This is a genomic window from Flavobacterium sp. 9 (assembly GCF_002754195.1).
Classification (GTDB): domain Bacteria; phylum Bacteroidota; class Bacteroidia; order Flavobacteriales; family Flavobacteriaceae; genus Flavobacterium.
Window position 1 is genome coordinate 6,073,109 of sequence record NZ_PEEU01000001.1, and the last position, 13,416, is coordinate 6,086,524.

Sequence of the window (13,416 nt, forward strand, 5' to 3'; positions counted from 1 at the left end):
TTATTTCTTTTGAAACAAACCAAAACCAAATTATAAACTAAAAACCAGAAAAAAACCAAAAATGCCTATGTAGAAGACCATGCATAAAAAAAGTGCCGAAATGCTGTAACATTCCGACACTTATTAAAATTGAATTTCTCTCTGTAAAGAGTTATTCAGTACGTTTCTTAAAATACACTCGAATCAGTATTAATCAAAACAAACCAAAATTATGAAAAAACCAGTTGTTAAACAACGATTACTCCATCGAATCATGAAAATAACACTATTTCAGTTTGTCCTTGCACTTGTGTTTTCAAGTGGTGCAATGGCGAACGATGTAAATGGGCAAAAAAAATTAGATACCAAAGTCACAATTACAGTTGAAAATTTGACATTGGATAGTGCATTATCTAAAATTGAAAAGTCTGCACATGTAAAATTTTCCTATAATTCCAGATTACCACAATTAAACCAAAAGGTTAGTATTGAGGCAAATCAGGAAACATTATCCAGTATTCTGGACAGAATATTGCTTCCATTTAATATAACATTTGCAGAAGTTAGTAACCAGATTATTTTGCAAAAGAATGTTATTAATCCATTTGCAAATTCAGATAATCATGATTCATTATTTGAAATATTAGTTGGTCCAACTATCAAAGGAAAAGTTACTGATTCAGCAGGAAATCCTTTGCCTGGAGCAACAGTAATGGCAAAAGGAACTAAAACGGCTGTATTAACGGACTTTGATGGTAATTTTACTATCGAAGTTCCTGCTAATAGTGATAAATTGATCATTTCTTATGTAGGTATGGAGACAAAAGAAATTGATACAAACAATACAACGCCAACGATTGTTTTAAATGAAGTGGGACAAAATCTGAAAGAAGTTATTGTTACTACAGGTTACGAAAAAACTTCTAAAAGAACATTTACAGGAGCAATTAGTAAAATTTCTGGAACGGAATTGAAAGTTGATGGTGTAGTTGATGTTAGTAGAATGATTGAAGGAAAAGCAGCAGGGGTAACGGTTCAAAATGTAACAGGAACTTTTGGTACAGCGCCAAAAATCACGGTTCGTGGATCTTCGTCAATCTTTGGAGATACAAAACCTTTATGGGTTATTGATGGTGTTGTTCAAGAAGATATTATTAATATTTCATTTTCTGATTTAGCTTCTGGTAACTCTGAAACTTTATTGAGTTCTTCTGTAGCAGGTTTAAATGCTAATGATATTCAGAATATAGAAATCTTAAAAGATGCATCGGCAACTTCTATTTATGGTTCAAGATCATTAAATGGAGTTGTGGTTGTAACTACAAAACAAGGACGTAGAGATTCGCCTTTAAAAGTGAGTTATTCTGTTGAAAATACGGTAAGAACTGTTCCGAGTTATTCGCAATATGATATTTTAAATTCTCAGGAATCTATGAGTATTTTAAAAGAATTAGAAGGATATGGCGGAGACGGTAAAGGATTTTTGGAAATTGCATCATCACTTAACGGAAGATTTGGTGGAGTTTATAATATTTTGGCAAAACAAATTGATACTTACAATAAAACAGGAGGTCAGTTTGGAGTTAGAAATGACGAAGTTAGCCGTAATCAATTTTTAAAGAAATACGAATTAGGAAATACAGATTGGTTTAGTGTTTTATTCAGACCATCGATCACTCAAAATCACTCTTTGAGTTTTTCAGGTGGTGGAAAAAACAATACTTTCTACGCATCTCTTGGTTATTATACAGATCCGGGATGGACTATTGCGGATAATGTAAAACAATTGACTTCTAATATAAAAGGTACTTTTTATATCAATGACAGATTAAATCTTACTTTATCTACAATGGGTTCGATTCGTAATCAAACTGCACCGGGAAGTTATGAAAGCAAATCAGATCCCGTGTACGGAAGCGTAAACAGAGAGTTTGATATCAATCCATTTAAGTATGTTTTGAATACAAGCAGAACTTTAAGACCTTATGACGAAAATGGAAATTTAGAATATTACAGAAATAACTGGGCTCCAATGAATATTATCAATGAGCTTGAGAATAATACATTGGATATTAAAGTAAATGATATTCGTTTTCAATTGGATTTAGAATATAAATTAAACAATCATTTGACTTATAATCTTACAGGTTCAGCAAGATATGCCAATACTTCTAGAGAGCATAAAATTTATGAAGATTCAAACGTAGCTGCAGCTTACAAAGCCGGTACTGCTTTAAGTTCAGAAGGTGAAAATGCGATTGTTCAGGAGGCAAATATCTTCTTATACCGTGATCCGGATAATTTGACAGCACCAAAAGTTTCTGTACTTCCAAATGGTGGATTCTTAAGAAAATTTACAAATGATATGACTTCTTACAACATTAGAAATAGTGTTAATTATAGAAATACATTTAATGACAAACACGAAGTAGAAGGTTTCTTTGGTACAGAGCTTAGATCTGTAGACAGAAACAGCGATAATTTTACAGCTGTAGGACTTCAGTTTGACCGTGGACTTACGCCTTTTATTGATCCAAGATTGATTTCTAAAATCGTAAATGATGGAGATTCTTATTATGGTTTTGATGCTGAAAGAGAAAGAACAGTTGGTTTCTTCGGGAAAGTAGGATATACTTATGATCGTCGTTATACTGCGTCTCTTACAGGTCGTTATGACGGTTCTAACAGACAAGGAAACAGCGGATCTAACAGATGGTTGCCAACTTATACTGTAAGTGGAAAATGGAATATTACTGAAGAAAATTTCATGAGAAATGTTAAGTCTATAAACAATTTAGCATTAAGAGCTTCTTACGGACTTACAGCAACTGCAGGACCGGCTACAAACTCATTGGCGATTTACAAAAGTTTTATCACAGACCGTCTTTTTCTTGCAAACAGAGAATCTAAGATATCAATTGATGAATTACAAAATGGTGATTTAACCTGGGAAAAACAATATGAAACTAACATTGGTTTAGACTTAGGAATGTTTAACAACAGAGTACAATTTGTAACTGATGTTTATACTCGTAATGCCTTTGATTTGGTTGATTTTGTGACAACTTCTGGTGTTGGAGGAGAAAGTATCAAGCAAGGTAATAATGCTGATATGAGAACTAAAGGTCTTGAAGTAGGTTTCACGACTCAAAATATTGTAACCAAAAATTTTAAATGGTCGACAACACTTAATTTCTCTGTTTATGATCAAAAAATCACAAAATTACAGAACAAACCATCTGCTTTTAGCTTAGTAAACGGAAACGGTGGAAATGCATTAGGATCTCCTAGAAATTCAATTTATTCTTATGAATTCACAGGATTAAATAATCAGGGATTACCAACTTTCAAATTGCAGGATGGAGCTGAGAATAATATGACAGATGCAGATTTTCAAGACACAAAAGACGTAACTAAATATTTGAAATATGAAGGTTCTATTGAGCCAAATAAATCTATAGGTTTAGCGAATACTTTTACTTATAAAAACTGGTCATTATATGTATTTATTGTTGGTTCAGGAGGAAATAAAGTTCGTTTGAATCCTGTTTATGACAGCGTTTATGATGATTTGACAGTATTTACAAAAGACTTCACTAATCGTTGGATAAATCCTGGAGATGAAAATATTACAAATGTTCCGGTTATCGCAGACAAAAGATTGATTGAAAATAATGGAGGAGAACGTACGTTAGCAAAAGCTTACAATACTTATAATTATTCCGATGTTAGAATTGCTGATGGTGATTTCGTGAGATTGAAAAATATCTCATTAGGTTGGGAATTCCCTAAGGATTTCAAGAGAAAATTAGGAGTTAGCACATTTACATTAAAAGGATCAGCAGTAAACCCTTGGTTGATTTATTCAGATAAGAGACTTAACGGTCAGGATCCTGAATTCCGTAATACAGGAGGTGTAGCTTTCCCAATTACATCACAATATACATTCGCCATAAACCTTTCATTTTAATATAATTGATTATGAAAAATATAAAAATAGCTTTATCACTATTAATACTTGTTGGTTTTAGTAGTTGCGATGATTTCCTTTCGGAAACTCCAGATAACAGATTACAGATTGACACACCAGAAAAAATATCAGAATTATTGACAGACGCATATCCGGACGGTACTTATATCGATATTGCCGAAACGATGACTGATAACGTATCTGATAATAAAAGTTCGCTTGTAAATATAAATAATGCTCAAAACTACAATTGGGAATTACAGGATGATCAAACCGGTAGAGATACTCAGGGATTTTACTGGAACGCGGCATATAAAGCAATCGCAACAGCAAATCAGGCATTAGCATCTATAAAAGAACTTGGAAACACGCCTAATCTAAACCCTCAAAAGGGTGAAGCATTGCTTGCAAGAGCTTATGCTCATTTTATGTTGGTTTCAATATGGTCTAATCGTTACAATCCGGCTACTGCAGGAACTGATTTAGGAATTCCTTATGTAACAGAGCCTGAAAAAGCTTTAATTGTAAACTACAAACGTAATTCAGTAAAAGAAGTTTTTGATCTAATTCAGGCAGATATTGAAGAAGGATTAAAATATGTTACTAATGATTACAGAACTGATTATTTAAAATATCACTTTAATAAAGAAGCAGCAAAAGCTTTTGCAGCAAGATTTTATACTGCAAAAGGGGATTGGAGACGTGTATTGGAACTTACAGACGGATTAGGAAATAAACCAGTTGGAAAACTTAGAGACTGGGTTGCTTATAACTCTTATGATTTCCCCAATAAACCAATCGAATATGCAAAGAATACACATGTTACAAACCTATTAATAGGATCTCCAAGTTCAATTTGCGGAAGAGCAACAACTTCAAACAGATTTGCTTTTACAAGAGCAAACGAAAGAGATCAGATACTTGGCAGCGATACTAATATATTCAATAAAGATTGGTTAATTGATATTTCAATTCAAGGAGCGAGCGGAGCAAATGTGGCTGTATATAAATTTAATGAGTATTTTAAATATACAAATGTAACGGCACAAATTGGTCTTCCATTTACAGGAGTTGTACTTTTTTCAAACGACGAAATGTTCTTAAATCGTATCGAAGCTCACGTTATGACAAATCAATTGGATGTTGCTACAGCAGAGTTAGAATATTTTCTGGGAACCAGAACAGATGGATATGACAGCGCTACAGATGTGTTGACCAAAGAAATGGTGTTAGAAAAATATCCGGTTGTTGCTAATGAATATACACCTTTTTATTCTTTAACTCCAGAGCAAACTTCTTTTATCAAAGCAATTACAGAAGCAAGAAGAAGAGAGTTTTTACACGAAGGACTAAGATGGTTTGATATCAAGAGATTTAATCTGGTTGTAGTACACAATACTTATAATCCACAAGGACAGATAACTAAGAATAATATCTTAGTTAAAGATGACAAGCGTCGTGCGGTACAAATACCACTAAATGCATCTAATAATGGAATTGAACTAAATCCGAGATAAATTTAATTTAAGCGATTATGAAATTAATTAAACAATATAAAAATATAGTACTGGCTGTTGGTTTATTGACACTTGCATCTTGTTCTCAGGAAGATCAGCCGAAGGAAAGTTTATTGGATTTTACTCCAAAAGTAAAAACTGATTTAGACAAATGGATTGATCAAAACTATATCGATCCTTATAATATAAGTGTGCAATATGAGTGGAATCAAAATGTTGTCGATAATAATAGATTTTTATTTCCGCCAGAGGTTGACAAAGTACAACCAGCATTAGAAATAATCAAAAAAATATGGATCGATAGTTATACAACAATCGGAGGAAAAGATTTCGTTAAGATCATTGCACCTAGAGATTTTGTTTTGGTTGGAGGCGTAAATGTGAATCCTGATGATGTTTCAAACACCTTAGGTTTAGCCGAAGGAGGAAAGAGAATTTCTCTTTTTCAGGTTGATTATGTAGATAAGAAAAACCGTGAAAGTGTAACAGAATTTGTTCATACAATTCAGCATGAATATGTACATATTTTAAATCAAACTAAAATTTTTGATGTAGAAGCCTGGGCAAAAATAACACCTAAAGATTATACCTCAGATCCGTTTAGTATTTCAGATGGTGAAGCTCAGGAACTTGGTTTTATAAGCGCATATGCAAGATCAAATTATACAGAAGATTTTGCAGAAACAGCAGCAATAATTTTGCTTAGTTCAAAAGAAGAGTATGCGGCATTGCTTGCAAGTATCGTAAATCCGGCTGGAGTTGATGCTATTAAGAAAAAAGAAGCGCTTGTAGTTCAATACTATAGAGATGCTTTTAATATAGATTTTTATGAGCTAAGAGACGAAGCACAGAAGAATACAACAGATGTTCTAAATGATTAAAAATTTAACAAAAGAAAAATTATGAAAACTAAAAATATATTTAAGTATTTGTTGCTCATTATTTTGATGTTGCAAGTAAATAGTTGTGTGAGCACAGATGCCGAACAAAAGTTTGACGATACGCCAACGGAGCGATTAAACAAGCAAAAAAAGGAACTTAATGATTTATTACTTTCTGCAGATCAGGGATGGAAAGTAGTCTATTATACAGATGATAATCAATTAGGAGGATTTACACATTTGATTAAATTCCAGCCTAATGGAAAAGTAACTATGGCTTCTGATTTTGATGAAGATACAAAGAAACATGATAGTCAGTATGAAATTCAATTAGGAAGTACTGTAAGTGTGGTTTTTACGACAAAAAATAAAATTCATTTATTGTCAGACTCTGGTAATTCACCACTTGCTCCGGGAAGAGGCTTTTTAGGTGATTTTCAGTTTTTATTTTATGGAGTAGAAAATGAAGACCTTGTTTTCAGAACCAATAGAACTGTAAAAGAAGTTCGTTTTGTAAAAGCAACAGCTCAAGATTGGGATGATTTGGCAGGAAACACTATCATGAACAAAAACCTGACAGGTGATATTAATAGCCCGTTATTCAGAACGCTTGAAACTACAGATGGAACAACAGTTAAAAAATACGAGCTTAACTTTAATCCAGTAGTTCGATTTGGAACAGCATCTCCTTTAGAAGAAGGAAATGCCGAAACACTTAAATTGGCAGTTGCTTATACACCAACTGGAATAACTGTAAAGCCTGCAGTTACTGTTGGATCACAAAAATTATCAGTTTTCGCTTATAATGCGACTGATAATAACTTTGTAGCAACAGGAACAAGCGGAGCAAAAGCTACTATTCAATTTACAAATGCACCACCAAGATTAACAGATGATTACAAACTGTTTTTAGAAGGCGGAGGACAAATTACAATAGGATATATAGCTGCGAATTTAGCCAATGCCGGTACCAACTCGCCTTATGCTAAAGCAATATTAGCGCAGGTAAATGCTAGTTTGCCTGCAAATCAAAAAATTGCAAGAGTTCAGATAGCTTTTAATGATCCATTGAATGGTAACTACATTGCGTATACATTTACTGGAGGAAAAGGACCGATCTATCACTTTTTCACAACTACTGAAGATGCGGTAAATAAGACGATTATCTTAACCAATGACGGTTGGACAGCCTCTGCGGCGACAAGAGCATTTTTAAAAATCTTAGATGATGAGATTACTAATCCTAAAGGATTATATATTAAAAAAGAATCGTTTACAATCTTCTATACGAATGTTATTTACACTTATGCAAGTGCAGCAGCACCGTTTAGATTAACAAACTACAAGTTTTAAAAGAAGAGTTTTTTTTAGTTTTGTTTTTAATTTTGGAAAAAAAGCGGCTCCAATCGAGCCGTTTTTTTTAAAACAAAGTCAATTTTAAGAACATAATTAATTTGCTTTTTTGTCTGTATATCAAAAAATAATGAATCCATTTATTGTTACGTCTGAAACTCAACAGACATAAAATGATTGAGAATACAAATATTAAACAACTGAATTATTATGTTAGAAAAAATTTTAAACCTTAGAGGAGTTGAAGTACTTAGTATTAGTGAACAAAAAAATGTAATGGGCAGCGGAACTGTGAGATGTACAATTCCTTGGACTCCATTTCCTTATAACGGACCATGTATTATGGAACCACAAATCTTTCCGGTTGAGCCAATATGCAAAGCAACAATCGATGGTATAGAATGCTTGTAATAAAGTTATTTCTTTTAGAACCGTTTCACAATTCGTGAAACGGTTTTTTTATTCTTTTTCATTTTAAAGAAGCGTTCTTCTTCATAAAATATACTATTGTTATTTTTTTAAAAAGGGAATTATCATATATTTGGCAAGTCATTCATAGCCCTGATAGAAGTGGTATCCTTTTAATGGTTTTTTTGCCAGAAAAAGATACAAGCGTCCCGAGGCTTCGGGAGCAGGAATAGCTACAAACAATTATTAAAATTAATTTTGAATATGAAATTACTAGAAGGAAAAGTTGCCATCATTACGGGCGCTAGTCGTGGAATTGGAAGAGGAATCGCTGAAGTTTTTGCTAAACATGGTGCAAACGTTGCTTTTACATACAGCTCATCTGTAGCATCTGCAGAAGCGTTGGAAGCTGAGTTGAACAGTTTAGGAGTTAAAGCAAAAGGATACCAGTCAAATGCGGCCGATTTTAATGAAGCACAAACTTTTGTTGACGCTGTTTTGGCTGATTTTGGAACAGTTGATATTTTGATTAACAACGCTGGAATTACAAAAGATAACCTATTAATGCGTATGTCTGAGGCTGATTTTGACCAGGTTATTGATGTCAATTTGAAGTCAGTATTTAATATGACAAAAGCAATTCAAAGAACTTTCCTGAAACAACGTGCAGGTTCTATCATCAATATTAGTTCAGTTGTTGGAGTATCAGGAAACGCAGGACAAACTAACTATGCAGCATCTAAAGCTGGTGCAATTGGTTTTACAAAATCAGTAGCATTAGAATTAGGTTCTCGTAATATTCGTTGTAATGCAATTGCTCCAGGATTTATCGAAACTGAAATGACAGCAAAATTGCCGGAAGATGTAGTAAAAGGATGGAGAGAAGGAATTCCGTTGAAACGCGGAGGAACAGTAGAAGATGTGGCAAATGCTTGTCTTTTCCTTGCTTCAGATATGAGTGCATACGTTACAGGACAAGTCCTTAATGTTTGCGGAGGAATGTTGACATAAGGAACTATCCCGAAGGTTCTGGACTGAGTTGCAAAGGTTCAAAGGTTCAAAGGCTTTATTTTGAGATCTTTGAATTATTAAATATTCCCAATCACTAAACTATAATTATGACTACAAACACGATACTATTATTATTGCTTTCATTAGTAATAGCGGGAGGTTTGTCGTATTTTCAATATTTTTTTAAAGCCAAAAACAAATCCAATGTGATTTGGTTTTTGGCTTTTTTACGTTTTTTAGCCATCTTCGGGTTATTAGTCTTATTGATAAATCCAATAATGACCAAGAATTCACTCGAAATAACCAAAACACCATTAGCAATTGCGGTAGATAATTCGAGTTCGATTTCGGTTTTGAAATCAGATAAGAAAGTTGCTGAATTGTATCAGAAATTAATTTCGAATCCTGCACTTCAGGAAAAATTCGAAATTCAATCTTACCAATTTGATGTAGATTTTAAACCGTTGGATAAATTTGATTTTAAAGGAAAACAAACCAACTTAGACGAAGTAGCTAAAAATCTAAAAAGCATCAACAAAAATCTGATTTTTCCAACGGTTGTAATTACAGACGGAAATCAAACTACAGGAAACGATTATGTATATCGATTTGATCCTGTCAATAAAGTTTATCCTTTGGTTGTGGGAGATACAACCACTTTTCTTGATTTAAAAATCAATCAGCTTAACGTAAATAAATACGCTTTTCATAAAAATAAATTTCCCGTTGAAGTTTTTCTTCAATATTCAGGAGATAAAACCACAAATGCCGATTTTACAATTGTGCAGGGAAATTCGGTTGTAGCCAAAGAGAAAGTTTCTTTTTCTCCTTCTAAAAAAACAGCTACTTTAAATTTGCTTTTACCCGCAGATAAAGTTGGATTGCAAATTTTTAAAGCTAGTATTTCATCAGGAACAAAAGAGAAAAACAGTTATAATAACGTAAAGAATTTTGCTGTCGAAGTCATTGATCAAAAGTCAACAATTGCGATTGTTTCGGCTATAAATCATCCGGATATCGCTGCATTAAAACGTGCAATTGAAGTTAATGCACAACGCAAAGTGATTTTGGTTAAACCAAATGATATTAGTCAATTACAAGATGTTTCTGTTTTAGTTTTATATCAACCAACAACAGCATTTAAAGCGATTTTTGATAATAATAAATTAGCAGGAACAAACACTTTTATAATCACAGGAAACAACACCGATTTTAATTTTCTAAACCAACAACAAAATAGTTTGGTTTTTAAAATGAGCGGACAAAGAGAAGATTATTTATCCGAATTTCAATCGCAGTTTAATTTGTTTGCGATAGATAATATAGGTTTTGAAAATTTTCCGCCGTTGCAAAATTTATTCGGAACTGTTACTACAAATGGGAATGTGTCTGTTTTACTTTCGTCAAAAATTAGAAATGTTTCTACAAATGCGCCTTTATTGGCTTTCGCCGAAAATCAAGGAAAAAGAACCGCTTTTCTTTTAGGAGAAAATAGCTGGAAATGGCGTTTGCAAAGTCATATCGACAATCAATCATTTGAAAAATATGATGTTTTTATTGATAAAATAATTCAATATTTAGCCTCAACAACTTCAAGAAAATCACTTGTTGTAACACATGAAAGTTTCTATAATTCTGGAGAAGCAATTGTAATTAACGCGCAATACTTCAATAAAAACTATGAATTTGACGAGAAAGCCAGATTAACAATTACAGTTACAAATGCTGAGACAAAGCAAGCTAAAAACTACGATTTACTAAAAGGAAACAATTCTTTCTCTGTAAATCTGGACGGTTTAGTTACAGGAAAATATAATTTTACAGTAAAAGAACTAAATACAAATACATCATATTCAAGTCATTTTGAGATTTTGGATTTTGATATCGAAAAACAATTCGTAAATCCGGATGTTACAAAACTAAAACAATTAGCGCTTCAAACCGGTGGAAAAGCATTCTTTGAAAATCAAGCCGATAATTTGATCAATACACTTCTTGAAAATAAAGAATACAAATCAATAGAGAAAAATATTTCAACCAAAACTCCATTAATTGATTGGGTTTGGTTGTTGATTTTAATCGCAATTTTCTTGACAACTGAATGGTTTGTTAGAAAATATAATGGATTGCTTTAGAAAGGGGCAAAGGTTCAGAGGAACAAAGGCACAAAGTTTGTAATAATTAATTTGTTGTAGTGTTTTTTGCCACGACCCGAGCCTGAAAGAGCGAACAGACGAAGTAATTCCACAAATCTACACGAATTTTATTGAATAGGCTCCAGCTTTAGTTGGAGAGAATTAATTACATAATAGTTTGGCTTTAGCCGAATATTGAAAATCGAATTTGGCTAAAACCATTAAAATTATTTCTAAGAAACATTTAAATTAAGTAAAATCTAATTTTTTAATATATGCCAAATTCATTCGAAAGCAATAACAAAGAAGATATTGTTTTTAATAAGTTCAAAACACAGCTTGAAAGCAAAGGCTTAGCCATTGATTCTATTGATAAAGATGGATTTATTCTTATCGATGTAGAAGGTTCTGAATTAAAAGTAAGTTTAGAGAATGTCAGACGCAATTACGAGAGAGATTCTGATGATAGGCATATTGTAGATTTAGTTAATGTAATTGTTTCACATTCATTAGAAAAAGAAGATTGGGAGATTATAAAAGATAAAGTATATATACAATTTTTTCCTAATGACTTTGAGTTTGAAAACCTAGCACATGAAAAGGTAACAGATGAATTCAGTAAAGTTTTTATGGTAAATACTAATAATAACTTTTCATTTATTTCTCATGATGATTTGATAGACTGGAATTTAGATTTAGAAGAACTAAAAAAACAAGTTGATTTAAATTTAGATACTCTTTTAGATAAAGTTCAGGTAGAAGTTGAAGATCTTGATAATCATAAACTAGGAATGATTGATATTGAGGAAGTTTGGCTTAAAAGTGCTTGTCTTTTTTCTTCAAAAATTAAAGATTTGGTTAAGAATAATATTGGCTTCCCATTTTATGCTGTTATTCCTGTGAGAGACTTTTGTTATATTTTTGGAGAGCAAGATTTTGAGTATTTTTCTGAACGTCTTGGTCCTATCGTAGTAGAAGAATATGAGAATTCGGGATATCCAATTACAACTGAAATTTTAAAATTCACAGATAATGGAGTTAAAGCAATGGGGAAATATTAAAGAATAATATGGATTTCAGGCTAAAAAGTATCCTGTAACGTTATGCTCGAATTTTATTGAATAGACTCCAACTTTAGTTGGAGAAAATAAGAGAGTAAAGTATTGGCTTTAGCCAAATATCATAAGCTAGTTTGGCTAAAGCCTATTAAATATCTTTTGTATAATACTCCAGTTAAAACTGGGTACTAGATAAACAACTGCAAAAAGCAAATAAAATAATTAGCAATGAAGAATAAAATAAAATTCGAGCTTTTAACTTCGGAATTATTCGTTCTGGGAATTTTGCTTGTTCTTGTAAATGATTTTTATTTAAAATATGCTTTTTCAAATGTAATTACCGGAAAACTAAGTGATTTTGCGGGACTTTTTATTTTTCCCTTTTTTATTTCCATATTTTTACCAAAGCATGCCTTAAAAAATTATGTTTCAACAGGTTTATTTTTTATTTTTTGGAAATTAGAAATTTCAAATAGTTTTATTGGTTTTATTTCCCAAACTTCAAACTTTGCGTTCTATAGAACTGTTGATGTTTCTGATCTTATTGCTTTATCTGTTTTACCTTTCTCTTATAAATACTTTAAAAAAGAAAGTGTAGTAGACAAAAAATCATATTTTCTTATAAATTCGATAATTGGAACACTTTGTTTTTTTACCATTTTGGCAGATAGTCAACCAGGACAAAGAGTAGGCAAGAAAATTAAATCTGATAAAGTTTATACGCTTTCAATTAAAAAAGAAAAGCTTTATAAAGAACTTAATTCACATGAAGCAGGTTTGTATTTAGGAGAATCGGATAGTTTAATTTATTTTTATTTTGAAATTCCAAAATATAACGCAAGTGCAACTGCAAAAGTGATGATTAAAGAAGATTCGGAAAGAAATACAATTATCAAAATTGATAGTATTTCTGATATTACTATAACAGGGAGATTATTTTTTGGGATAAATAATAGTAATGTTGAAAATTGTAAAAATTTAAAAAAGGAAGAATTAGAAAACTTTTTTAAAGAAAATTGTATTGATAAATTATTTACAACGGCAGATACTAAATATCCAACTTATGCAGTTGTAAATGGAATGTATTAAATCAATAATTTTCAA

General features: G+C 32.0%; 9 protein-coding genes. All 9 read left to right on the plus strand.

Features of this window, described 5'->3' with window-relative positions; all coding sequences use genetic code 11:
- Window positions 1-211: 211 nt before the first annotated feature.
- The 9 genes from CLU81_RS25385 to CLU81_RS25425 all read left to right on the plus strand — a co-directional run bounded on the left by CLU81_RS25385 (window position 212) and on the right by CLU81_RS25425 (window position 13,401).
- Window positions 212-3,949 carry a SusC/RagA family TonB-linked outer membrane protein gene (locus CLU81_RS25385; protein ID WP_099712380.1) on the plus strand — a complete coding sequence of 1,246 codons (3,738 nt, stop codon included), beginning with the start codon at window positions 212-214 and terminating at the stop codon, window positions 3,947-3,949.
- Between the two features lie 11 nt (window positions 3,950-3,960).
- Window positions 3,961-5,466, plus strand: a complete 1,506-nt coding sequence (locus tag CLU81_RS25390; protein WP_099712381.1) for a RagB/SusD family nutrient uptake outer membrane protein — start codon at window positions 3,961-3,963, stop codon at window positions 5,464-5,466.
- 17 nt (window positions 5,467-5,483) lie between these two features.
- The gene (locus CLU81_RS25395; protein ID WP_099712382.1) at window positions 5,484-6,347 is read left to right on the plus strand and encodes a putative zinc-binding metallopeptidase; all 864 of its coding nucleotides are present in this window, start codon (window positions 5,484-5,486) and stop codon (window positions 6,345-6,347) included.
- 21 nt (window positions 6,348-6,368) lie between these two features.
- Window positions 6,369-7,700 carry a DUF4302 domain-containing protein gene (locus CLU81_RS25400; RefSeq protein ID WP_099712383.1) on the plus strand — a complete coding sequence of 444 codons (1,332 nt, stop codon included), beginning with the start codon at window positions 6,369-6,371 and terminating at the stop codon, window positions 7,698-7,700.
- Between the two features lie 210 nt (window positions 7,701-7,910).
- Window positions 7,911-8,111, plus strand: coding sequence for a hypothetical protein (locus CLU81_RS25405; RefSeq protein WP_099712384.1), 201 nt, complete (start codon window positions 7,911-7,913; stop codon window positions 8,109-8,111).
- Window positions 8,112-8,372: 261 nt separating this feature from the next.
- Window positions 8,373-9,119, plus strand: a complete 747-nt coding sequence (gene fabG, locus CLU81_RS25410) for a 3-oxoacyl-[acyl-carrier-protein] reductase (RefSeq protein WP_099712385.1) — start codon at window positions 8,373-8,375, stop codon at window positions 9,117-9,119.
- A 107-nt stretch (window positions 9,120-9,226) separates the two neighbouring features.
- The gene (locus CLU81_RS25415) at window positions 9,227-11,254 is read left to right on the plus strand and encodes a hypothetical protein (protein WP_099712386.1); all 2,028 of its coding nucleotides are present in this window, start codon (window positions 9,227-9,229) and stop codon (window positions 11,252-11,254) included.
- A 275-nt stretch (window positions 11,255-11,529) separates the two neighbouring features.
- Window positions 11,530-12,315 (plus strand): hypothetical protein, encoded by a 786-nt coding sequence (locus tag CLU81_RS25420; RefSeq protein WP_099712387.1) that lies wholly within the window; start codon window positions 11,530-11,532, stop codon window positions 12,313-12,315.
- 225 nt (window positions 12,316-12,540) lie between these two features.
- Entirely contained in the window at window positions 12,541-13,401 is an 861-nt protein-coding gene (locus CLU81_RS25425; protein WP_099712388.1) for a hypothetical protein, read from the plus strand.
- Window positions 13,402-13,416: the final 15 nt, after the last annotated feature.

Excerpts from the sequence above, each read along its gene's own strand:
- CLU81_RS25385 (WP_099712380.1), top strand. The coding sequence starts at position 212 with ATGAAAAAACCAGTTGTTAAACAACGATTACTCCATCGAATCATGAAA.
- CLU81_RS25390 (WP_099712381.1), top strand. The coding sequence starts at position 3,961 with ATGAAAAATATAAAAATAGCTTTATCACTATTAATACTTGTTGGTTTT.
- CLU81_RS25395 (WP_099712382.1), top strand. The coding sequence starts at position 5,484 with ATGAAATTAATTAAACAATATAAAAATATAGTACTGGCTGTTGGTTTA.
- CLU81_RS25400 (WP_099712383.1), top strand. The coding sequence starts at position 6,369 with ATGAAAACTAAAAATATATTTAAGTATTTGTTGCTCATTATTTTGATG.
- CLU81_RS25405 (WP_099712384.1), top strand. The coding sequence starts at position 7,911 with ATGTTAGAAAAAATTTTAAACCTTAGAGGAGTTGAAGTACTTAGTATT.
- fabG (WP_099712385.1), top strand. The coding sequence starts at position 8,373 with ATGAAATTACTAGAAGGAAAAGTTGCCATCATTACGGGCGCTAGTCGT.
- CLU81_RS25415 (WP_099712386.1), top strand. The coding sequence starts at position 9,227 with ATGACTACAAACACGATACTATTATTATTGCTTTCATTAGTAATAGCG.
- CLU81_RS25420 (WP_099712387.1), top strand. The coding sequence starts at position 11,530 with ATGCCAAATTCATTCGAAAGCAATAACAAAGAAGATATTGTTTTTAAT.
- CLU81_RS25425 (WP_099712388.1), top strand. The coding sequence starts at position 12,541 with ATGAAGAATAAAATAAAATTCGAGCTTTTAACTTCGGAATTATTCGTT.